This window comes from Longispora fulva, assembly GCF_015751905.1.
Lineage (GTDB): Bacteria > Actinomycetota > Actinomycetes > Mycobacteriales > Micromonosporaceae > Longispora > Longispora fulva.
Window position 1 is genome coordinate 115,580 of sequence record NZ_JADOUF010000001.1, and the last position, 20,802, is coordinate 136,381.

At 69.9% G+C, this 20,802-nt stretch carries 23 protein-coding genes and 2 pseudogenes; 17 read left to right on the top strand and 8 right to left on the bottom strand.

Features of this window, described 5'->3' with window-relative positions; genetic code table 11:
* Positions 1 to 183: 183 nt before the first annotated feature.
* The gene (locus IW245_RS00475; protein ID WP_197001208.1) at positions 184 to 801 is read right to left on the bottom strand and encodes a hypothetical protein; all 618 of its coding nucleotides are present in this window, start codon (positions 799 to 801) and stop codon (positions 184 to 186) included.
* Between the two features lie 210 nt (positions 802 to 1,011).
* Between IW245_RS00475 and IW245_RS00480 the strand changes: the two genes are divergently transcribed.
* Positions 1,012 to 1,656 (top strand): hypothetical protein, encoded by a 645-nt coding sequence (locus tag IW245_RS00480; RefSeq protein WP_197001209.1) that lies wholly within the window; start codon positions 1,012 to 1,014, stop codon positions 1,654 to 1,656.
* Here IW245_RS00480 and IW245_RS00485 read toward each other — a convergent pair.
* Together IW245_RS00485 and IW245_RS00490 are read right to left on the bottom strand one after the other, a co-directional pair.
* Positions 1,613 to 3,091: a SigE family RNA polymerase sigma factor gene (locus tag IW245_RS00485; RefSeq protein ID WP_197001210.1), complete on the bottom strand. Its 1,479-nt coding sequence runs from the start codon at positions 3,089 to 3,091 to the stop codon at positions 1,613 to 1,615. The two genes, IW245_RS00480 and IW245_RS00485, sit on opposite strands and share 44 nt — an antisense overlap.
* A gap of 187 nt (positions 3,092 to 3,278) precedes the next feature.
* Positions 3,279 to 3,419 (bottom strand): hypothetical protein, encoded by a 141-nt coding sequence (locus IW245_RS00490; RefSeq protein WP_197008946.1) that lies wholly within the window; start codon positions 3,417 to 3,419, stop codon positions 3,279 to 3,281.
* Between the two features lie 3 nt (positions 3,420 to 3,422).
* On the opposite strand from IW245_RS00490, the pseudogene IW245_RS00495 reads away from it, so the two are divergent.
* A pseudogene (locus IW245_RS00495) lies at positions 3,423 to 3,710 on the top strand (transposase); the annotation flags it as partial.
* Here IW245_RS00495 and IW245_RS00500 read toward each other — a convergent pair.
* Complete coding sequence (locus IW245_RS00500; protein ID WP_197001211.1) at positions 3,702 to 4,025, bottom strand: hypothetical protein; 324 nt, start codon at positions 4,023 to 4,025, stop codon at positions 3,702 to 3,704. The pseudogene IW245_RS00495 and the gene IW245_RS00500 sit on opposite strands and share 9 nt — an antisense overlap.
* Before the next feature lie 49 nt (positions 4,026 to 4,074).
* Positions 4,075 to 4,638: a helix-turn-helix domain-containing protein gene (locus tag IW245_RS40120; protein ID WP_231398605.1), complete on the bottom strand. Its 564-nt coding sequence runs from the start codon at positions 4,636 to 4,638 to the stop codon at positions 4,075 to 4,077.
* A 301-nt stretch (positions 4,639 to 4,939) separates the two neighbouring features.
* On the opposite strand from IW245_RS40120, the gene IW245_RS00505 reads away from it, so the two are divergent.
* The 4 genes from IW245_RS00505 (at position 4,940) to IW245_RS00520 (ending at position 6,981) form a co-directional block, all read left to right on the top strand.
* Positions 4,940 to 5,128, top strand: coding sequence for a hypothetical protein (locus IW245_RS00505; RefSeq protein ID WP_197001212.1), 189 nt, complete (start codon positions 4,940 to 4,942; stop codon positions 5,126 to 5,128).
* 2 nt (positions 5,129 to 5,130) lie between these two features.
* Positions 5,131 to 5,874: a hypothetical protein gene (locus tag IW245_RS00510; RefSeq protein WP_197001213.1), complete on the top strand. Its 744-nt coding sequence runs from the start codon at positions 5,131 to 5,133 to the stop codon at positions 5,872 to 5,874.
* A 62-nt stretch (positions 5,875 to 5,936) separates the two neighbouring features.
* Positions 5,937 to 6,305, top strand: a complete 369-nt coding sequence (locus IW245_RS00515) for a hypothetical protein (protein ID WP_197001214.1) — start codon at positions 5,937 to 5,939, stop codon at positions 6,303 to 6,305.
* A 7-nt stretch (positions 6,306 to 6,312) separates the two neighbouring features.
* Positions 6,313 to 6,981 (top strand): class I SAM-dependent methyltransferase, encoded by a 669-nt coding sequence (locus tag IW245_RS00520; RefSeq protein WP_197001215.1) that lies wholly within the window; start codon positions 6,313 to 6,315, stop codon positions 6,979 to 6,981.
* A gap of 80 nt (positions 6,982 to 7,061) precedes the next feature.
* Here the strand turns inward: IW245_RS00520 and IW245_RS00525 are convergent, their stop codons facing one another.
* Entirely contained in the window at positions 7,062 to 7,412 is a 351-nt protein-coding gene (locus IW245_RS00525; protein ID WP_197001216.1) for a hypothetical protein, read from the bottom strand.
* A 480-nt stretch (positions 7,413 to 7,892) separates the two neighbouring features.
* Here IW245_RS00525 and IW245_RS00530 point away from each other — a divergent pair, with 480 nt between their 5' ends.
* From IW245_RS00530 to IW245_RS00545, 4 genes and pseudogenes are all read left to right on the top strand, one after another.
* Positions 7,893 to 8,234, top strand: a complete 342-nt coding sequence (locus IW245_RS00530; protein WP_197001217.1) for a hypothetical protein — start codon at positions 7,893 to 7,895, stop codon at positions 8,232 to 8,234.
* A gap of 83 nt (positions 8,235 to 8,317) precedes the next feature.
* Positions 8,318 to 9,553: an AAA family ATPase gene (locus tag IW245_RS00535; protein WP_197001218.1), complete on the top strand. Its 1,236-nt coding sequence runs from the start codon at positions 8,318 to 8,320 to the stop codon at positions 9,551 to 9,553.
* A gap of 12 nt (positions 9,554 to 9,565) precedes the next feature.
* The gene (locus IW245_RS00540; protein ID WP_197001219.1) at positions 9,566 to 9,808 is read left to right on the top strand and encodes a hypothetical protein; all 243 of its coding nucleotides are present in this window, start codon (positions 9,566 to 9,568) and stop codon (positions 9,806 to 9,808) included.
* Positions 9,809 to 9,827: 19 nt separating this feature from the next.
* A pseudogene (locus IW245_RS00545) lies at positions 9,828 to 10,145 on the top strand (ABC transporter ATP-binding protein); the annotation flags it as partial.
* Positions 10,146 to 10,181: 36 nt separating this feature from the next.
* Here IW245_RS00545 and IW245_RS00550 read toward each other — a convergent pair.
* Entirely contained in the window at positions 10,182 to 11,066 is an 885-nt protein-coding gene (locus IW245_RS00550) for an ArsR/SmtB family transcription factor (protein ID WP_197001220.1), read from the bottom strand.
* Positions 11,067 to 11,136: 70 nt separating this feature from the next.
* Here IW245_RS00550 and IW245_RS00555 point away from each other — a divergent pair, with 70 nt between their 5' ends.
* Together IW245_RS00555 and IW245_RS41385 are read left to right on the top strand one after the other, a co-directional pair.
* Positions 11,137 to 12,447 (top strand): MFS transporter, encoded by a 1,311-nt coding sequence (locus IW245_RS00555; protein ID WP_197001221.1) that lies wholly within the window; start codon positions 11,137 to 11,139, stop codon positions 12,445 to 12,447.
* Positions 12,448 to 12,645: 198 nt separating this feature from the next.
* Positions 12,646 to 12,777, top strand: a complete 132-nt coding sequence (locus tag IW245_RS41385; protein WP_267920129.1) for a hypothetical protein — start codon at positions 12,646 to 12,648, stop codon at positions 12,775 to 12,777.
* Positions 12,778 to 12,978: 201 nt separating this feature from the next.
* Here the strand turns inward: IW245_RS41385 and IW245_RS00560 are convergent, their stop codons facing one another.
* Positions 12,979 to 13,662 carry a hypothetical protein gene (locus IW245_RS00560; RefSeq protein ID WP_197001222.1) on the bottom strand — a complete coding sequence of 228 codons (684 nt, stop codon included), beginning with the start codon at positions 13,660 to 13,662 and terminating at the stop codon, positions 12,979 to 12,981.
* Between the two features lie 857 nt (positions 13,663 to 14,519).
* Here IW245_RS00560 and IW245_RS00565 point away from each other — a divergent pair.
* From IW245_RS00565 to IW245_RS00585, 5 genes are read left to right on the top strand one after another with little or no spacing between them, the layout of a single operon-like run.
* Positions 14,520 to 16,049 (top strand): Hsp70 family protein, encoded by a 1,530-nt coding sequence (locus IW245_RS00565; RefSeq protein ID WP_197001223.1) that lies wholly within the window; start codon positions 14,520 to 14,522, stop codon positions 16,047 to 16,049.
* Positions 16,050 to 16,051: 2 nt separating this feature from the next.
* Entirely contained in the window at positions 16,052 to 17,182 is a 1,131-nt protein-coding gene (locus IW245_RS00570) for a tetratricopeptide repeat protein (protein WP_197001224.1), read from the top strand.
* Positions 17,179 to 17,643, top strand: coding sequence for a nucleotide exchange factor GrpE (locus IW245_RS00575; protein WP_197001225.1), 465 nt, complete (start codon positions 17,179 to 17,181; stop codon positions 17,641 to 17,643). Before IW245_RS00570 ends, IW245_RS00575 begins: the two co-directional genes overlap by 4 nt.
* A complete protein-coding gene (locus tag IW245_RS00580; protein ID WP_197001226.1) occupies positions 17,627 to 20,344 on the top strand; it encodes an FtsK/SpoIIIE domain-containing protein in 2,718 nt (905 codons plus the stop codon). Before IW245_RS00575 ends, IW245_RS00580 begins: the two co-directional genes overlap by 17 nt.
* Positions 20,344 to 20,793: a hypothetical protein gene (locus IW245_RS00585; RefSeq protein WP_197001227.1), complete on the top strand. Its 450-nt coding sequence runs from the start codon at positions 20,344 to 20,346 to the stop codon at positions 20,791 to 20,793. Before IW245_RS00580 ends, IW245_RS00585 begins: the two co-directional genes overlap by 1 nt.
* Positions 20,794 to 20,802: the final 9 nt, after the last annotated feature.

Consider the following 20,802-nt stretch of genomic DNA (forward strand, 5'->3'; position numbering starts at 1 on the left):
TCTCCCCGGGCCGATGATCAAGATGTTTTGCCCCCTTGCGCCCCCTGGCTGGGGTCGGGCGTGATGAGAGCTGTCACGCGGCTGGGGCACATCGACCTGTCGCACCAGCCACACCAGGGAGCAGCATGCTCAAGCCAGAAACACCGACTTCACCTCGACAACCCCCTCATGCGGGACAGGTGCTCAGGCTGCCGCCGTGGAACTCTCGGGCCAGGTGCCGGCTCCAGGGGCCGGGACGGTGAAGTCCTTCGCATGCTCGCCGGCCCACCCGTGCCAGTCGACGACACCCGCGTCGATGGCGGCCTTAGCGGCGCGCTGCCACGCGGCGTACCGGGCCAGATCGCCGGCCCCGAACCCGCTCGGAGGCTGAGGACGTCGGTCAAGGAACGCCACCGCCTGGTGGACGCTGCCGTCGTCGCGCCAGTCGGTGCTGGCCCGGGCCAGGTTGTATCGGGTCCGCGCTAGCGCCTCGCCCAGGCTTTCGGCACCGAACCAGCTGTGACTCGTGCTTCCGCCGGGGCGCACGACGTGCTCACTCCACATCGGTGTGTCGTCGGGACTGGGTTCCAGGGACACGATCGCGGTGTGTCCGCGAAACACCTGCACTGCAGGGCGCTGGTAGAGGGTAAGGAAGGAAGTCATGGTCGTGGTGAGGGTGTCGGCGGCGGCGCGCTCGGTGCGCCCCGTTGCCTGGAAGGCTCCGGACTCGATGGTCCAGTCCTGCTGGCGGCCTGCGGACCGGTGCGCTGTGGCTGGAACGGGGAGGCGGATGGTGCGGTCGCGGGTTACGGCTTCGGGCATCAGGGTGTCTCCGGGGTGATTGGCTGGGATTCTGTGCGGAGCGCAGACTGGACGTGGTCGCTCTTGGCACACGGGTGTGGCTGCTTCACCCGAGCCGGTTCTTCAGACGGCAGGGGTGCTCGACGAGTTGGTCCAGGTCGTCGGGCTGGCGGTGCTCGACGGTTGGGTGGCGGCCCGGTGGCCGCAGGGGCAGGTTTCCACACAGCGGCTGTGGTGGGCGTAGCGCCGGACGATGACCCGGGGGTCGACCACTGCGGGGCCGAGCGCGGCCGGGGTGGCGGTGAGCCAGAAGCCGCTGCCGTGCTCGTCGGTGACCCGCGGGCCGAGGACACCCGCACCTGGTTCGTGGCCCGGGGCGTCCCGCCGAACAGCACGGTCGCCCGGTACTGGGACGACGCCGGCATCGACCGCTCGAAGGTGATGATCTCCCGCTTCGACTACTTCGGCCACTCCAGCTCCGACGCGTTCTTCCTCCAGTACGGCTGGAAGAACGCCAAAGGCGACCCGGCCAACGTCCGGGGCGAGGCCATCATCACCAAGGACCGGCTCGACCAGCGGCTGGCCGACGCGGGGGCGTTCGCGCCCGGGGCCGTCGCGCACCTGTGGGGCTGTTACCTCGCCGCCGACATGGCCCAGGTCCTGCGCAAATACGTCTCCAAGGTGATCGCCGCTGAGGGCCGCACCGACTATGAGGGGCTGGTCGGCAACCCGGCCGCGCTGCCGGCACCGGCCGACCAGGGGTCGTGGACGGTCCTCGCGGCCGCCGACCCGGACCCGGCCGTACCCGTCTCACCGTCGCCGTCGTCCCGTGCTACCGCTGCTTGTCGCCGATCGCCACATACCAGTTCCCGGTGACGAACCTCGGGTCCACGCTGATCGTGACCGTGGAGCCCGCCGGTGGGTTCGGATACGGCGCGGAGTACTTCGTGCCGGTGGCAATCCCGATGTCGTGCCCCTCGTAGTCCCACCAGGTCATCGTCCCGGTGGGCCGTCCGTCGACCAGAAGGGCGAGGATGCCCGGGGTCTGCGAGTACCCGCTCAGCCACAGCTCGGGTCCCCACACCACCGTCGCGCTCAACGTGCCTGGGCGCAGCACCGGACCCGTGCCGGACGGGGCCGGCAGTGCCTTCAGCGGGTCAGGGCGGACAGGCAGCGGGAACCGCTCGAACGGGACCGCCTCGGCCAGCCCGATCGTGAGTGTTCCCGGGTCGGCTGGCGGCTTCGGTTGTCCACCGACCGGCACCGGGAGGATCTCGGTCACCTTGCCCTCGGAAATTCTCACCGTCGTCGGCCGTCCGATCGTGACCCCGGCGGCCTTCAGCAGATCAGCGTCGAGGGGGCGCTCCCGCTTCACCTGTGGGACACCACCGCAGCCGACGGAACCGACGTTCAACCCGTTCATCGCGACCATGAACCACAGCGGATGCTCCAGGATAAGAGGGCACAGGGTGTACAGCCGAACGTCCAGCGTCGACGGCGTCCACGGGAACTCGACCGGGGCCGCCCCCGTCATCGGCATGGTCGCGCGCGGAGCACCGGTGATCACCCGGTACCCCTCCTCGAAGTCCGGGAGGTCGGGCAGCGCCACCACCTTCTGTGGCACCGGCCCGGTCGTCGGCACCGGATGCGGCGGTGCCGGCGGCAGGGACTCCCGCGTCGCGGGCGCCATGACGTACGCCACCAGCAGGGCCAGCACGACGGCGACTGCCGCGCCGGCGGCGGCCAGCCGTCCCCGACGCCGACGCTCTATCCGGGTACGCACCGCGGCCAGCCGCTCGGCGGCGTCGGCACCGGGGGCGGCGGGCACCCGCAGTTCGCGGAGCCCCGCGTCCAGGCGCAGCTTCGCCAGGCCCTTCGCCGAGTAGCTCTTCACCGTACCCGGGGACAGGGACAACGCCTCGGCCGTCTGCTCCTCGGACAGGTCCTCCAGGTAGCGCAGCACCAGCACCGCGCGCTGCTGGCGGGGCAGCACCCGCAGTGCCCGCCAGACGGCGTCGCGGTCGTCCACGGCGCGCTGCGGCCCGGCCATCGCCAGCTCGGGCAGGACGTCGGCCGGCCGTTCGCGGTGCCAGGCCCGCCGCCACCAGGAGTTGTACGTGTTGACGATGACCCGGCGCACGTACGGCTCCGGGTCGTCCACGATCCGCCGCCACGCCGACCACGACTTCGCCAACGCCGTCTGCACCAGGTCCTCGGCCATCCCGTGGTCCTGGGTGAGCCCGTAGGCCAGCCGCACCAGGCGCGCCGACCGGCCCACCACGAACTCCTCGAACCCCGCGTGCCTGTCCATCCCGCCCCACTCTCCTGATCAGACCTCACCTGTAGGTACCAGTCGGCGGGCCTCGGAGGTTCTACCACCGTGCGACGTGGGCTACGTCACAGTGGATGCCAGGCCGGCGCCGGCCTCCGTGCACGGCGGTCCGTGGCGGAGCGACGGGCTGAGCACGCGGTCGGTTCGGGCCACCGTCGGCACGGGGTCACGGCCGGGTGGTCGGCGTGCACCTCCCGTCCGGCTGGCAGACCACGTAGTCGCCGGTGTTGAACCGGGGGAAGACGTTGTAGTTGTAGCCGGTGGCCGAGTACACGGGCACGCCCAGGGTCGCGGCCAGCAGCCGCATCAGCTGGCCGCCTACGCCGGCCTCGCGCCGGTCACCCGCAGATCCGGGTCCTCCATCCGCGGCGGGACGGATTCTCGCCGCGGCAACAAACAGCTCAAACGCGCGTTCTTCCTCGCCGCGTTCGCCTCCCTGCACCACCCCGCCTCACGCACCTACTACCAGCGAAAACGCGCCGAAGGTAAGCGTCACAACCAGGCGCTGCTCTGCCTGGCCCGTCGACGCCGCGACGTCATGTTCGCCATGCTCCGCAACGGCGTCTGCTACGAACCGAGACCAGCCGCCTCAGGCTGAACCGCCCAGGGCCCTTCTTGCCTCTGCCCACAGCCGCTCGAACTCCTCCCCAGAAATCTCGACAGCATGCTGCTGGTCTTGCCAGCCGTCGAGACTGCCCTCCGCGAGAACACCGAACTGCTGCTCGTACTGACGCATGGCCGCAAGGTCGGCGCAGTCACGCAGGCGAAGAACATCCTGCAAGGAAGCAGCCATCACCGGCGCTGAGTCCGCCCCTCGAACCTCCACCTGCCGAGCGGCCCAACCCTCGTCATCGGCTTCGAAGTACAGCCACAGGTCTTCGTCCTCGTAGTAGGTACGGAACCAGCTGGTCATCCCGTCATCCTCGCCCACCCCACGACCACAGACCAACCACGGCCAGAGCTCACCCCTTGACCAAACACATAGGGGCACCCCCCGTGGTCAAGAATCCAGCCCTCCAGCCGGGCGAGCTGTGGCCACGTCCACTGGACCGTGACGCCGGACCAGCCGTCGGTCTGCCGTCGTGACGTAGGGATGCTCGGCGAACGTGTGCCAGTGGTACTGCTCGAGGATGCGGACCGGCAGGCGCGGTTGGCGGGAACGTAACCGGCGTCCGGGCGCGTTCCACGGCATCCCTTCCCTGGTTGATCAAGGTGCCTAATGTAGGCACGGGAAGCGACGCCCAAGACTCAGAATCCACGGTCGCGGTGTGGGCTGGTGTGGGCTGGCGCCCCGCCAAACGTCGGGCCACCCGGGCGCGTTCCTCCCGGTCGTAGAGGGCCGTCAGGGTGTCACCGGAGCCCAAAACGAAGTCGCAGCGGACCGGCACGTCCCGCGACGGCCAGCGGGCATCGCGTTCGACCTGCGAGAGATAGCTGTAGTCGAAGCTGGCCTTCTTCCCGAGTCCGCGCAGGGAGAAGCCACGTTCGTCGCGCAGTCGCCGTAGTGCCTGACCGAAGGTTTCCATCTGCCTGCCACCTGCCGGGGTGTGGGCTGGGCGATGTGGGCACACGGCTCACATCTTGGGAAGGACCGACCGTAGGCAACAGGCTACTCACAGCGGGCGCGGCGGTCGAAGCCCCCACGAGACTCGGCCGCCGGGCCCGTCCCACATCCGACAGAACGCGGGAGGTGACACGGCCATGAAGGACTACCTGTACAGCGGCGAGAAGCCCGAGCCCGACGCGGACGACGACGAGTAGTCGCCCCTGGGTCGCGAGCTTGAGTTCGCACGTCGGGGGTCCGGCCCCAATCCGGAAGGCCAGGTCATGCACACCGTCTACATGTTTCACCCGGACCGACCGGACCACCCCGTCCGGCAGGTCGAGGCGGCGAGCCCCCACGAGGCGTCGCTGATCGCCGCCCGATGGCGCAACACGACCGCCGTGATCAAGAACGGCTACACGGTGGTCGTCGAGCCCACCGTCATTCCCTTCCCGCTCCGCATCAGGAGGTAGCAATGTCTGCGACTGTGATCGACCAGAAGCTGATCGAAGTCGAGATGCCCATCGCGTTCACCGCCGGATGGAACCAGGTCGCCGGGGTCTCCGTCACGGGGAACCTGCTCGCCATCAACCCCGGTGAGTTCTTCTTCCGCTACACCAACCCCAGCTGGCTGCTGTGTGACTGGGGCCGGGTGGCCGCGGAGCTGCTGCCGGCGGTGGAGTCCGACGAGATCACCATCGAGCAAATGGTGTGCGACTTCGTGAAGGCCAACGGGCGTACCAGCACCGACCCGGCCGAGGTGCTGGCCACCGCGCACTCCGTCTACGCGCACATGTACCGCCCCGAGCACCTGGACAACCCGGAGCTGGACTTCGCCACCCCGAAGACCCTGACCATGCTCCGTGAGCTCGGTACCCTGATGGCGCTCAACCGGGTAGAGATGGACGGCACGATCAGCAACGCGTCCCCGGCCTGGATGCTGTGCGCTACGGCCCGGGTCGTCTACGACCTCGACGAGAGCGAGGCTCAGGTTCTCGACGAGCTGTACCACGGTACGTGGTTCAACGAGTCCCGCCGCAGGGAGAGCGTCCTGGCCCATGCGGCGCTGGGCGGCAGGTTGGTGCACGGCTGCCAGGGGACGCCTAACATGAGCGGTGGCTGTGTCGTCCCGTTCGGTGCTGACATCGACCGGTTCCGGAAGGAGCTGTCGGCGATGCGCGGGCCGTGGATCGAGCGCAGCCTGGGCGACCTGGCGTAGGTCGCCTGACCCGTCGGAGGACCACCCGCCGGGTGGTCCTCCGACCGTCTCAAGGAGGTTGTATGGCAGTACCCAAGGACACGACCGGGCGGGTCGTGGTTGTCCGCGACATGCTCGAGGGGATCGGCACGACGCTCAAGTACACGAACTACCAGCTCGACACCGCGGGCGTCTCCCTGCCGCCTCACCCGCACAACTGGACCGAGTCCGCCGGCATCCTCCGGTCGGTCCTGACCAAGGAGGCGCAGCTGTTGGAGCAGGTCGCCGGCAACATCGACCGGTGGATCAAAACCAACCCGGGCGTTGACGCAGGCGACGTGGCCGCGATGCGCACCGCGTCGAAGGAGTACAAGGCCATCGCCCGAAGCCTGATCGGCAACTCGAAGAAGGCCCGCACCATCCAGTCGCACCTCGAAGTGACCGGAAGCTAAAACTCCGATGCGTGAAGCCGCCGCCGTCAACGCTGCCGCGTGGAACCACCAGGCACTTAGTGCCGGAAATCCCGATGGACAGACGGTCGGCCGCCTCGAACTCACGCAGTACCCCGGCCACGGACCCGGCATCGAACTCCTCGGCGATGTCAAGGGCCTGCGGGTCGTTGAGCTGGGTTGCGGACGCGGACACAACCTTGCCGCCCTCGCCGCAGCCGGAGCGTACTGCGTCGGCGTGGACATCGCCGCCGAACAGATCCGCTGGGCCCGCGCCGCATGGCCGCACATCAACTTCTACGCGGCCGACGCGCTTGACTACCTCGCCGACGCCCCGCCTGCTGACCTTTACCTGTCGATCTTCGGCGCGGTGGGACTGTGCGAGCCCGGGCTTCTACTGCGCGTCCTCGCCACAACGCTGCACCCGCAGGCGCGTCTGATCTTCGCCACTCCTGACCCAGGCTGGCTCGCTGACCGTTCCGGTTGGCTGAGCAGCCCTGGCGGGCGTCAATTCCCTGTCCGTCGGTGGCCGCTGACCCTGCCTCAGTGGCTTGGTCAGATCGAGGAAGCCGGGCTGATGGCATGCGGGCATCTCGTCGTTGACCAACCGGGCACGCAGCAGCCTTGCACCATGATCGTAACGGTGGAGCGCAGACCAGCAGGCGGCCGGCCTTGCTGAGCACCGCCTGTACCCTGCTCGTGCCGCGGGTGACGGAGGACCCGGCGTGCCGAGCTCCCGGGGCGGGAGGGCGGGCCGATTCACATCTCAGTGCGCGGTTGTTCCTGGGCGCGTCGCAGTGGGCGAATGTTGCCCTGGCTGCCGAGTTGGCTACGATGCCGGACGATCTCCTCATGCTGGGCGGCGAGCCGGGACAGTGCCATGGTCTTCATCGCCGTGAGTTCGGCGATGGTCGAGTCGCGGTCACCGATCCGGGTTCGCAACCTGGCGATCTCCTCTTTCAGCCGGGTGATCTGGGCGTCGCGGGGGTCGGTGATCTCGCCTGCTCGCCGAAGGCGCTCACGCCGCTCCCCGAACTCCTCCTTGAGGTGGGAGTACGTGGTGTACAGGCCATTGCGGGACACGCCGGCCTCGGAAGCGAGGGTCTTCACGTCGCACCGGCCACCCGGGGGTGTGTCGCCGCGTAGGAGCCGGTCCATCGTGCCGCGGATACGCGCGCGCGGCCTTTGTGGAGGCGTTTGGACGCGGTGCCGGCTGGCCTGATGCGGCTGAACACAAACCGGCCGGCCATCGGCCGGTGGCGTCCGTGGCGGATCTTCGACCCGGTGCGCCAGGTGACCCGAACCGCAGACCGGTGTCCCCGGGCTGTGATGTGGGTTTTGACCGTGACCGGCTCGTCGCGATAGACCGCCTGAGGTCGCGGTCCCAGACCGCTGTAGGGCGTCGTGGTGCGCACCGCGTCGGCGGGTACGGTCCCCGACCTTGCCTCAACAATGACGCACTCACCGCCTCCAGCAGGCTAACCACCGAAGAAGAGGGCCCCGGGGCAGCGGGCCACTCACCTTCGAAGTGGAGGGTAGCTCGGTGCCATGGGACTGGTGCCGTGCGTTGTGGTGGGTGATGATGGATACATGAGCCGACCGGCGCGGGTGGCAATCTGGGCGACGTGTTTGGCGCTGCTCATTCTGGCAGCAGGGTTTGTCCTGCTGGGTTCGGTCAAGGGGAACTATCCCGCACAGGTCCTGGGGGCGTTGGGCGCCGTCGCCGCGATCGGTGTCACCCTGTGGGCGTCGTTGCGTTCGGGGCAGTCGGGGTCCCGTGAGGTCAGAAGATCAGGTGATGCCACGGCGTCGGGCTCCGGCAGTGTGGCGATCACCGGCATGGTCGGTGGCGGCGGCGGCAGACTGGTGGAGGACACCGGAAGCGCTCGGGCCGAGGGTGGTGGACGGGCGATCACGGGCGATGAGCAGTGAGCCCAGGTCGAACGGTCGGTGGGTGGAGACGATTCCTGTCCGGTGAGGGTAGGACCGTTGTGCGGCACACCGGAGATGCCGATGTGCGCGGAACCGCAAACGTTGTTGTCACGGGGAAAACCGGCAACGTCGCGGTCACGGTGTATCAGATCATCAACCGGAGCTTGGACGAGCAACTGGCTTCCGCGGAGACTGAGCTCGTGGGGGCGACCCGCCTTGTGGAGCAGTTGCGCAACCGCGAGTCCGAGCTACTCGGGCAACTCGCCGAAGCCACAGCCGATCGTGATCGGCTTCGGGAAGAGATCGCCAGGACCAAGGGGCGGATTTCCGAGTCTGAGGCGGAGGCGCGTCTGCTTCGCAAAGTGCTGTCCGAACAGTTTCTCGTGTTCACCGAGAGACTCTCGGATCTGACCAGGAGATGCGGGGAGGCCGAATACCGGATCACCGTGTCGGCTGCGGAACTCGCTGCGGTACGCGGACAACTCGGTGGTGCAGTGGCCAGGTTCCACGGGCTGCGGACCCGACAGTCGGCACTGGTCCAGGCCAAGCCCTACATCGGAGACGTAGTGAGGCGTGACCGGATACTGAGTTGGACACTGCTGTTCATGGCGGTCGGCGCCGTATGCGCTCTCCTCGGCGGCTATGGAGTGGCGTCAGGGGTACTCAACCACGTTGCGGCGCCGCTGGCGGCGGTCGTGATCGTGGGCACGGCGCTGTTCGTCGGACGCTGGACGCAATCGTTGACCCTGATGGTCCCAACTCTCCTGACCGTATGGCTGATGATCTCAGGTAGTTCCGCGGAGGACCTGGTCGTGATCATCGCAGTCGGCGGCTCGCTCGTCGTCATTGTCATGACAGTGGCCAGCTTCCGACAGCGGGACCCGGTTGCCATGGGCACGGTCGAAAGCCCGGTGCGGAGTGCCATCGGTACGACGATCGTTGTCTTCGCCACGGTGCTGCCGGTGTCTGCGGCGGGACTGGCTTTTGGCGGCACCGAGTACGTGGGATGGCGCTACGCGCCCTTTGTTATCTCCTTCACGTGCGTGGTGGCGCAGACCACCTGGATGACTGATCGTCGCGAACGGATGTCGGGGGCGGTCGCAGGCGTGATCTACGCCGCGTTGCAGATACTGGCGGTGGCGGGCTTTCTTTCTGGAGCGTCAGCAACCACAAGATCGGCCGGCACTTCTCGGTCTGTGGACGCCCTGCCGGCGGCCGTCACCACTATGGTGATTTTCGCGGTCTTGTGCATCTTGGGAATCGCTGCGTTCGCCATCACGATCAGCGGCAGAAAGGACTCCGTCTCCAAGAGCCTCTGAGGACCAAGCCGGATGATGTACCGGATCACCACCCACTCCGCTCATCTTCTCGACCACGAGCACGAGCACGCGGTCGTCTACCACGTCCGTGCCGATGCCGCTGGTACCCGCATCGACCCGGCGACCCGTCCCGGCGAGCACGCGGCGGTCTGCGCCGACCGCGGCTACCGGCCGTCTGATCTCAACGTGCGATCTCTGACGTCCACTCTAGGACCGACCACGTCATCGCCGCATTCCTTCAAGGCGCTCGCCTGAACCTGGTTGGCAGCGTACCGGCGAGAAGCAGCTGATCACCATCGCGCGCGCGTTCCTCGCCGAGCCGGCCATCCTGATCCTCGACGAGGCGACCAGCTCCGTGGACACCCGCACGGAGGTGCTGATCGAGCGCGCGATGAACGAACTGCGCAAGGGCCGGACCAGCTTCGTGATCGCCCACCGGTTGTCCACGATCCGCGACGCCGACCTGATCCTCGTGATGGAGCACGGCTCGATCGTGGAGCAGGGCACGCACGAGGGTCTGCTCGCGGCGGACGGGGCGTACGCCCGGCTGTACGCGGCCCAGTTCGCCCGCGCGGTGGCGGAGGTGGACTGAGCGACGGTGCCCGAGGGTGGCCGGGCGGTGAGGGCCTCAGTCGCGGCCGAGGAGAGCGGTGCCCAGGTCGGTGACGGAGTAGAGGACCTCGCGGCGGTACCGGTGCGCCGCGACCAGCCCGCCGTCACGCAGCACGGCCAGGTGCTGGGACACCGCGCCGAGGCTGAGCCCGGTCCGTGCGGCGAGCTGGGTGGTGCTGGCCGGTGAGGTGGTGTGGGCCAGCAGTCGGGCCCGGCTCCGGCCGATCAGCCTGGCGAGCCCGTCGGCGGCCTGGTGGCCGCGTTCCCACAGGGTGCCGACCGCCCGGGCCGGGTACACCACGTGTGGGCGCGGCGCGCCGGCCACGGGCAGCAGGACCCGGTGCCCGGCGAACACGCTCGGGGTCAGTGGCAGTCCGTGGCCCCGGACGTCGAGCGTGTCGGTCTGGCCGTCGTCGGCGACCAGCCGGTCGCCGGCCCAGCTCAGGCTCGGATGCAGCCGGTCGAGCAGGGTCTCGAAGCCATCCTCGGCGAGTTGGCGGGCCCGGTACCCGATATCGGCCTCCAGCACGGCCCGCATCTGGGGCCAGTGTGGTTGGACCGCCGCCCGCCACCAGGCGCGCACCGCCGCGATCAGTGGGGGCAGCTCCGGGCCCGGGCTGGCCGACGCCGTCGCGAGTTCCTCCTCGAGGTCGGCCAGCGGGCAGGCCGGCGGCGGGGTGAGCCCGATCGGTACCTGGTCGGCCCGGACCAGGTCGAGCAGTGGGGCGAGCTCGGTGGCCAGGTCTTCGGCCAACGGCCGGGCGGCCCGGATCCAGTCCAGGTGCAGCGGGTGGTGACCGGGGTCGGTGAGCGCGCGCAGGCTGCCGATGGTCTCGCCGAGCGGGGACACGGCGAACCGGATCGCGGCCACGTCGCCGGCCCCGAACCGGATCTCGGTCAACCCGCCTCCTCGTTTTCGTCCAGTCTAAAACATTGGCCCGGGCGACCCGGTCCGAGCGATCTTGGCAGGTATGACAGCACCTCGCGCCAGCCTGTTCCGCCATCCCGACTTCCGGCGCCTGTGGGCGGCCGACGCGGTCAGCCAGACCGGTACCGCGGTCACGCTGGTCGCGCTGCCCCTGGTCGCGATCGGCACGCTGCACGCCGGCCCGGCGCAGGTCGGGTGGCTGGTGACGTTCGAGTACCTGGCGTTCCTGCTGATCGGCCTGCCGGCCGGTGCGTGGGTCGACCGGGCCCGCCCCCGTCGGGTGATGCTCGCCGGCGACCTGGGCCGGGCGGCGATGCTCGGCTCGGTGCCGGTGGCCGGTGCGCTCGGGGTATTGACGCTGCCGCAGCTGTACCTGGTCGCCTTCGGCCTGTCGGTGTGCACGGTGTTCTTCGACGTGGCCTACGGCAGCTACCTGCCGGCCCTCGTCTCCGACGACCAGGTGGTCGCCGGCAACGTGGCGCTGGAGGTGACCCGTAACGTCGCCGGGATCGGCGGGCCGGGCCTCGGCGGTCTGGTGGTCGCGACGGTGACCGCGCCGTTCGCGGTGGCGGTGGACGCGGTTTCGTACCTGGCGTCGGCGGCGTTCCTGAGCCGGATCCGCCGGGCGGACGTCCGCCCCGATCCGTTGGCCGGGGCCCGGCTGTGGCTGGAGATCCGGGCCGGGCTGCGGTTCGTGTTCGGCCACCCGCTGCTGCGCGTCATCACGGTCACCGGCGCGATCTCCAACCTGGCCGGGGTGCTCGGTTCGTCGATGCTGCTGGTGCTGCTGGCCGGACAACTGCGGCTGTCACCGGGACTGTGCGGGCTGGTGTTCAGCGCCGAGGCGGTCGGTGGAGTGCTCGGCGCCCTGGTCGCCGAGCGATTCATGGCCCGGCTCGGCCAGGGCCGCGCGATGTGGGTGTCCATGCTGGTCAGCAGTGTGTTGTGGCTGGCGGCGGTGCCACTGTTCCAGGCCGACGCCCGGCTGGCCGGGGCGCTGCTGCTGCACTGCCTGGGCTGGGTGGTGTTCATGACCTTCAAGATCAGTGCGGTGGGGTTCCGGCAGCGGGTGTGCCCGCCGGAGCTGCTCGGCCGGATGACCGCCACGGTGCGGTTCGTGATGTGGGGCGCGATGCCCGTCGGAGCGTTGCTCGGCGGGCTGCTCGGCCAGACCTTCGGCGCCCGGCCCGCGATGTGGGCAGGGGCGGTGCTCGAACTGCTCGCGGTGCTGCCGGTGCTGCTGTCCCCAGTTCGGGGCATGCGCGACCTGCCGTCGACACCCGGTCCCCAGCCGGCGGCCCCGGTTGCGGCGGATGCGGTCGGGCCGGACGTGCCGGTCGGATCTCCTCGATGATCCGACCGACCAGTGCGGGGCGTCGCCGACCACGAATCCCACCGTGTCCTCAGCCCGCCGGGGCCGCCCGGCGGGCGTGCAGCAGGGTGGCGTCCAAGGGCAGTCCAGAGGCCGTGCAGGGACTCCGGCGGCAGCCAGCTGTGGACCTGGTACGCCCAGACGAACAACAACGGCTGGAACTACGGAATGATCTGCAACGTGCGCTCGAGGATGTGCCTGTTCCTACGTGGCGAGTCCAGCAACGAGGGCTCCCCGCTCGAGCAGCGGCAGGGAGAGCCGTGGACCACTGCCCTGCAGTACCGGGTGGTCGAACCCCACAACCCCGACTGATGACGGAATGGCTGCATGTCGGGCGGCGATCAGCAGAATCGGTTCTCTTTTCCAGAGGAGCGGTCAGTCCGCCGGAGTGGCGGCATATCTGGGCGTGCATACGCACGGGTGGTCGAGATCGAGGCTGTGGCTGCCATCCCCGGGCGGCCCTCCATGGAGTCCTCGCCCGCGTGCGCGAACTCGGCGCCGTCCCCATCTCGGTCACGACCGGACGAGACGCACGCCGGTCGTGAGCAGCCAGGCGAGCCAGGCGACGAACCCTAGGAGCCCAACGAAGATCAGCGGCGAGCCGTCGGCGATCGCGAGGTTGCCCAGCCCTGCGGCGAGCAGCAGGCTCCCGCCCACCATGCCCAGCAGGCGCTGCCAGGTCGGAGTCAGCCCGCTCGCGTGCGCGGCGAGGGTCGAGCCGATGCAGGTGGTGGCGAGCATCGGCAGCGTCAGTGCGAACGCCGCCGCGTGCATCTGCCAGACGAGCCCGAACGCGGGCGTCGGCTCGGCGAGCCCGCTGGCGGAGAGCGCGAGCCCGATCTGCAGGACGTTGACCAGCACGAAGATGGCCGACAGCGTCGCGCCAGCGGCCAAGGCGAGGCGCGACCAGTCGGCGCCCGCTCCGCCGCGCCGCTCCACGAGGCCGTGCAGGCCCGTCACGAACACGAGCAGCAGCGGCAGGTACAGGGCTACCAGCCCGGACACGATCGCGACCGCGTCGCGGTTGGCCGTGTAGTAGGCCAGCACTTCCTCGATCGGAGCGTCGTAGGCCGGCGCGCCCGTTACCGCGAACAACACGTTCTCTATCAGCACCAACACCGCGAACGCGATCGCCGCGGCACCGACGAGCCGGCCTCGAACGAACCAACTGCTGGAGGTGTTCTGTGGTGATCTCATCACTTACTCCTTCGTTGCGGTCGGATGACCGGCGGTTTGTCGAGCGGGTTCGGGGTTTTCGTTCGGCTAGTCATTGGTTCTTCATGCGGCAGGAGCGGTCCGTCCGCCGAAGTGGCGGCAGGTTTGGGCGTGCGTACGCGCGGGGAGGGCGACCCACGTGCCGATGGTGACCCAGGGCCGGGTCGCAGCAGACCGGCCCCGCCGGTAGGGGAGGTTGGACATGCCTCCACGGTGCCCCGGCGGTGGGCGATTCACATCGGCACAAGGAGCAGTCGGCTCGTTGGCCGAAAGTACAGCGAGCAGCCTGTGCTTGTGCCCTGTGCCCGACGGTGCGTGCTCGCACCCCGAGCCACACGCCGGCCGGGTAGCCCGTGATGAAGGGCCGGTGGGCACGGAGATCCTCATCCTGGTGCGGCGGGGACTGGGGGCATGCCCGTCGGCGCGGGCGCCCGCCGCTACTGTGCCCGGCCTGACGTCGCCCATGTGCCGGTCCACGACGCGCCGCCCGTCCAGCGGACCGGTGTGGCTGGAGGCCGGCACGACCGCGCGGGTCCAGGCGGTCGAGGCCAACCGCGCGGAGTGGGGAAGTGTCACTGTGCAATGTGGAGCTACTACTCTCCGTCAGGCCCGTCGTCAAGCGCGTTCTCGTCTCCGCGACCGATCACTGGATGATCGGTCGCCTGTTGTGTCCGGACCGTCTCGGTACGTAGTCCGAATAGATGAATAACAGTCAATGCCCAAGTGCTAATGTCGACCGCGTTCGGCGACAATATTCGGAAATCCATAATGGCCCCGCGTGCGCCGAAACTCATACGTGTAAGTAAAACGTAATTCCGAATGCGCGGAGGGCAGAATACGTGGGCCGCATTATCGGGATTGACCTGGGGACGACATTCTCCGCCGTCGCGGTGGTCAACAATCTCGATCAACCAGAGGTTCTCCTCAACCGGGACGGCGAGGCGATCACCCCATCGGTCGTGCTGTTCCAGGGCGACTCGCCGCTCGTCGGCACGATGGCCAAACGCGCCGCCACGACCGCCCCGCTGGACGTGGTGGAGTTTGTGAAACGGTACATGGGGGATGCTTCTTGGCGATTCGACACCACCGAAGGTCGGACCTTCCGGGCTGAAGAGGTCGCCGGGATGATCCTCAAGCGGCTCCGGGAGGACGCCGAGGCGGCGCTCGACGAGCCGGTCACCGATGCGGTCGTCACCGTGCCGGCCTATTTCGACGACGCCCAGCGCAGGTCGACCCAGGATGCCGGCACGATCGCCGGACTCAACGTCGTCCGCGTTCTGAACGAACCGACGGCCGCCGCACTCGCCTACGGACTGGCGACCGGATTCAACGGCACCGCGCTCGTCTACGACCTCGGCGGTGGCACCTTCGACGTCACTATTCTGCGAATCTCCGGCGGCGACTTCGACATCGTCGCCACTGGTGGCGACCGTAATCTCGGCGGCTTCAACTGGGATAACGAACTGATGAATCTGATCAATGCCCGGTTCGTCGAGTCGGGCGGTGAGGACCTGATCGACGGCGGGCACCTCGAGGCCCTGCTCCGCGAGCGCGCCGTGCTGGCCAAGCACTCGCTGACCCAGGTCGCCAGGACCCGGGTGGTCCTCGGCACGCCCGCCCACACTGGCACCGTCGAGGTCACCCGCGAGGACTTCGAACGGGTCACCGCGAGCCTGCTGAGCCGGACCCGGGAGCTGACCGAGATGGTCCGCGACGATGCCGGGATGGCGTGGGAGCAGATCGACCGGGTTCTCCTGGTCGGCGGTTCCACCCGGATGCCGATGGTCCGCCGGATGGTCGACACCGTCATCGACCGGCCGGTCGAGCGCCGGATCAACCCGGACGAGGTCGTCGCGCTCGGCGCGGCCGTCCAGGCCCGGCTCGCCGAGGCCGAGCGGGGCACCGCGCCCGGCCTGCAGATCAACGGCAGCCCGGTCCGGATCGGCGACATCACCTCGCACGGCCTGGGCACTTTGGCCCTGAACCCGGACACCGGCCGGCAGGAGAACAACGTCCTGATCCCGCACAACTCGAAGATCCCCGGCTACGGCACCGGTGTCTTTCACACGATCCGCGATAGCCAGACCCAGATTGACGTGGAGGTCACCGTCGGCGACGACACAGACCCGAACTATGTGCGGATCGTCAACGGGGGTAATCCGGTCCGGGTCACTATCCCGCCGTATCCAGCCGGTGCGCCGGTGGAGATCAAGTACGCCTATGACATCGACCAGACCGTGTTCATCGAGGTACTCGACCTCACGTCCCGGTCGTCGCTGGGCACGTTCGAGGTGGCCAACGTTTCCAATATGTCCCGAGCCGACGTCCTGGACGCGGCGCAGATGATGACCGCGACAGAGGTTGGATAGCCATGGCTGACGAGTGGGTCAACTACTACGAGATCCTGCAGATCGCCCAGGCCGCCGACGTGCCGGCGATCCGGGCCGCCGTGAGCAAGGAACGCCGGACCTGGATCAAGCGGCAGGCCAGTGCCGACCCGGCGCGCCGGGCCGAGGCGGAGCTGCGGGTCCAGCAGATCGACCGGGCCGAGCAGGCGCTGCTCGACGCGGCCTCCCGGTCGGCGTTCGACGAGCGGCTCGCCCGGCAGCGGTCCCAGCCGCAGGCCGAGAGCACGGCCGGCGAGGGGGACTGGCTGGAGCGGGCCCGTGCGTACATGGCGATGGGCAACCCGGGGGCGGCGCACCGGGCCGCCCGCGAGGCGACGAACCTGCGGGGCAGCGACCACGAGGCGTGGGCGCTGCGGGCACAGGCGTCGTTCCTGACCGCGCAGTTTCCGGATGCGGAGTTCGAGTTCGCCGAGTCGATCCGGTTGGAACCGGAGAACTACGACTACCACCACGACCTGGGCGAGGTCTACAGCGAGCAGACCAAGTGGGCGCAGGCCATGCGCGAGTTCGACATCGCGTTGCGGCTGTCGCCCAACAACCCGGTGACCCGGACCGCGGTCGCCCAGATCCACCTGGCCACCGAGGACGCCCCGAAGGCCCTCGTGGTGATGGAGTCGGTGGTGTCCGGGAACCCGGACAACGAGTACTTCAAGTACTACCTGGCGGCGGCGCTGGAGGGCGTGGCCCGGCAGTCGCTGACGCTGCTCCGCGACGGCGCGATCGTCGCGACCTCGGAGGCGCAGGTCCAGCGGCTGGAGCAGCACGCCGACCGGATCGCCGCCCTGCGCCTGAGCGACCCCGACGCCGCCGAGGCAGTCCGTGACCTGCGCCGGATGGCCGGCGCGTCCCGTGAGATGAGGTGGGAACACTCCAATGTGGGTGGTTGGATCACCGGCCTGGTCATCCTGATGTGCATCGGATGTGGCGGCCTCAACAGTGACGGCGGCACCGGTACCGCGATGGCTCTGTTGTGCGCGTTGCCCCTGATGGCTGGCCTGGTCTACCTGTACGTCCACCTGCACCGCAAGCCCGCGTGGCAGCATGCCGACGCCATCTTCCGGTCGACGAACCTGATCGTGAGGAAGGGGATATGACCGAGCCGCTGATCGTCCTCGCCGAGGAGGTCGCCGGCCTGCGGGACCTGTTCCAGCGCCGGCTGCTGGAGGACCGGGGGCGGCAGCAGCTCTACGACCGGCTGTACCAGGAGCTGGAGTTCGGCCGGAAGAACCTGGTCCTGCAGTTCCTCGCGCCGGTCTACCGCGAACTCCTGCTCATCCTCGACCGGGTCGGTGCCGTCGACGCCGCACCGGAGCCGGCCGTGGCCTCGATGGTCGACGAGCTGACGGAGGTCCTGGCCCGGCGGGGCGTCCGACCGATCGAAGCGCTCGGGTTGGCGTTCGACCCGAGATGGCACGAGGCGGTCGAGCAGGTGCCGGTCGAAGACCCGAAACACCATGATCTGGTACTGGCGGAGAGGCGTCGCGGGTACCTCGTCGACGATGCCCTGCTCCGCCCGGCGCAGGTGCTGGTGGGGCGGTATGCCCACGACGGGTGACGCGCTGGCCCTCGCCGCGACCGGCCTGCGCACCGCGGCCGCCCGGGCCCTGGGCGTGCTGGCCGCGGCCGACCGCACCGCCGAGGTGGCCCACACCGACCGGGTCGCCGAGGCGGGCGTCGCCCGGGGAATGGCGACAGCCGGGATCGCGGCCCGAGGTCGCCAGGCGGCTGGCGAGGCCCGGCGCGCCTGCAGGGCCGCCGTCGCCGCGCTCGCACCCGGGGCGGCGGGCGCGCCCTGGGGCTCCGACCCGACCCCGGTGACCGATCCGCTGGCCTACTCCCATTGCGTGCGGATCGGCGAACTCGACGGCGTACCCCTGCTCGTGCCGCTGCTGGACCGGGCGAGTCTCACGGCGTACACGTCGGAATCGCCCTTGGGTTTTCTGCACGGTGTGACGCTGCGGGCGCTGCTCGGCACGGGGCCGGGTCAACTCGCGCTGAGCGGGTTCGATCCGCTGCTGCGCGGGCTGTTCGCGCCGTTCGCCGAACTCCGGCAGGCCGACCCGGACCTGGTCGAAGCCCCGGGCGCGAGCGAGGCCGATCTCGGCGACCTGCTGGGGCGGCTGTCGGAGGACGTCCGGCGGATCACCGACCTGCGGCGCGGCCGGGGGGTCACCCTCGGCGGGCTGCGCACCGCCGCCGGCCGGCCCGTCGAGATGTTCCGCCTGGTCGTGCTCCTGGACCTGCCGCACGGACTCACCCCGGCGCTGTCCTCGACGCTGCGGGCGCTGCTGCGCGCCGGCCCGGCCTGCGGCATCAGTTTCCTCCTGCACCTGGACCCGGCCGGCCCGTCCGACCTGTTCGGCGACGTCGGCGACACGGTCACCATCGGCGTGTCGGAAGGTTGGTCGCGGCTGCCCGGCACACCGGTCCGCCTGGACCAGCCGCCCGCGTCCCGGATCCTGACCGGCGCCGTCGGCGCGGCGGCCCGGCTGGCCCGCGCGGCCGCCGCACCCAGCGTCCGGTTCGCCGAGCTTCTAGCGACCGCTGACGCGACCAGGTCCAGCGTCGACGGCATCTCTGTGCCGATCGGCATGGACGGCGCGACGGTGGTGGAACTGAGCCTCGGCGACGAACGCGACCAGCGGCACAACGTCCTGGTCACCGGTGCCGTCGGCCAGGGCAAGTCCAACTTCTTGAAGGTCCTCGTGCACGCCGTCGCCGCGTACTACGCGCCCTCGCAGGTGTCCCTCTACCTCCTGGACCTCAAGGACGGCGTCTCCTTCTACCCGCTGGCGGCGACCCCGGACAGCCCCGACTGGCTGCCGCAGGCCCGGGTGATCGGCCTGGAGAGCGACCGGGAGTTCGCGGTCGCGGCCCTCGACTATCTGTTCGGGGAGTTCGAGCGGCGCAGTGTGCTGATCCGGCCGCACGGAGACAACCTGGCCACCTATCTGCGGGCGGTCCCCGGCACAGTCCTGCCCAGGATCGTGGTGGTCATCGACGAGTTCCAGGTGCTGTTCGAGGAGACCGACGCGCTCACCGACCGGGCCGTGGAGCTGGTGGAACGGCTGGCCCGGCGCGGCAGGGCGTACGGCATCCACCTGGTCCTGGCCTCCCAGACCATCTCTGGCATCACCGCCCTGCTCGGCAAGCAGGACGGCATCTACGCGCAGTTCCCGATCCGGATCGCGTTCAAGAACTCTGCCGGGGAGTCCCGGGCGATCCTCGACGCGCAGAACCCGGACGCGGCGCACCTGCGCTACCGGGGCGAGGCGATCGTCAACCTCGACTTCGGACAGCGCGCCGCGAACCGGCGGGTCGTCATCGCGGCCGGCGAGGACACCGAGCTGCGGAACATCCGGCACACCGCGTGGACGCGGCGAACCGGCTGTGACGAGCCGCCGGTCGTGTTCGCCGGCGGCCGGCCAGCGCAGCTCGCCGACGCCGCCGACGAACTCCTCCGGCTCCGCGCCGCCGCCCCCGACGGCCCGCGCGTCGCCCTGCTCGGCCTGCCCATCGCCCTGCCCCTGCGCCCCGGCGGCGTCGCACTGAGCGCCGAACCGGGCCGGCACCTCGCCGTCCTCGGCAGCGGCGGCCGGCGCGCCGAGGCGGGCGGGAACCTCGCCGTAGGCGCCCTGCAGGCGGCGGCGGTGTCCCTGGCCCTGCAACACCCGGCCGGCGACGCCACGTTCACCCTGCTCAATGGGCTCGGCGCGGCTGAGTTCACCGGGAGCGGCACCGACGAGCTGCTCCGCTTGATGGAACTGCTGGGCTATCCGGTCCGCACCATCGCCGCTCCCGACGTCCCCGACGCGCTGCGGGACCTGGCCGCCGCGCTCGCCGCCTCCACGTCCGCCGCTGGCCCGCACTACGTCGTCGGGCTCGCACTGGACCGGATCCGGGGCATGGACACCCCCGGGGAGGACTTCGTGACCGGTGCCGACGCGCTCCGCACGGTCCTCCGGGCCGGGCCGGTGTGCGGCACCCACCTGCTCGGCTGGTGGACGAGCGTCGGCACCTACCGCTCCCACCTCAGCTTCGATCCGTCAGTCGAGATCGACGCGATCCTCGCGGTACGCGTCTCCCAGCGCGACATCGTCGACCTGATGGGACACACGGTGACGTGGACGCCCAGGGACAACCGGGCGCTGTTCCACGACCGGCACGAGCACGCCGAACCCGTCACCGTCGTCCCCATGGCCCCGCTGGACCGCCGGACGGCCTCGGCCCTGCTCCGCGTCGACTGGAACGCGTGATGGCCGACTACGAGGACTACCTCGCCGCGCTCGCCGACGTCACCGGCTCAGCTGGGGCGACCCGCGCGGCTGCCGGACGCCTCGACCAGCAGTACGACACCGAGGTCGCCGCCGCGGCCGCCGAGCGCGACGCAGCCCGGGCCCGGCACGCCCGCCTGCGTACCGAGACGGGCCGGCGGATCGACGCGGCCCGCGCTGCGCTGGCCCGGGTCGGCCGCCCGAACCTGCTCTCCGGGCCCCTCGATGCCGTCCCCGTCACCCGGGCCGGCGAGGCGGAGGTGACCGCCGCCGTCCGCGCCGTCCAGGCCGCCGCCGACCGGGTGATCGCCCTGGCCGTCCCTGCCCCCGCGCCGCCTCCGCCGTCCTCGCCGGCCGGTTCCCGGTGGTTCCTGGTGGGGCTCGGCATCGCGGTCGCGGTTTTGGTCCTGTTGCTCCTCTTCCACCCCTAACGGAGGTCC